The organism is Bradyrhizobium sp. Leo78 (assembly GCF_059512425.1).
Genome location: NZ_JCAMOT010000333.1, coordinates 1 through 271 on the forward strand (window position 1 = coordinate 1; position 271 = coordinate 271).

Here is a 271-nt window from a genome sequence, read left to right on the forward strand (position 1 = left end):
TCGGCAACAATCGCCGACAAAAGTGGCTTCAAATTCAAGTGGTTATGGCTCTAGGCAATTATCGGCCAGGGGCACCACGGAAAAAATCTTAATGATAACAATAACTTAAGACGCTGGTTCGATTCCGGATTTGCCCGGAAAACTGTCGCGATGAATTGAAAATCCAAGCAAAAGCCCACTGCAGCGGTCCGCTCTGCTGGTATTTTTGCTGGTATCGCCAAGCCAAACGCGCCGCGGCGAATTTCGCTATTCCGAACGACGGAATCGAGCA

1 protein-coding gene is annotated in these 271 nt (G+C 49.4%); it reads right to left on the bottom strand.

From position 1 onward, the window contains the following. Nucleotides 1-50: 50 nt before the first annotated feature. A partial coding sequence (locus AC5ZG1_RS44950; RefSeq protein ID WP_496136644.1) for a hypothetical protein occupies nt 51-271 on the bottom strand: 221 nt, incomplete at its 5' end.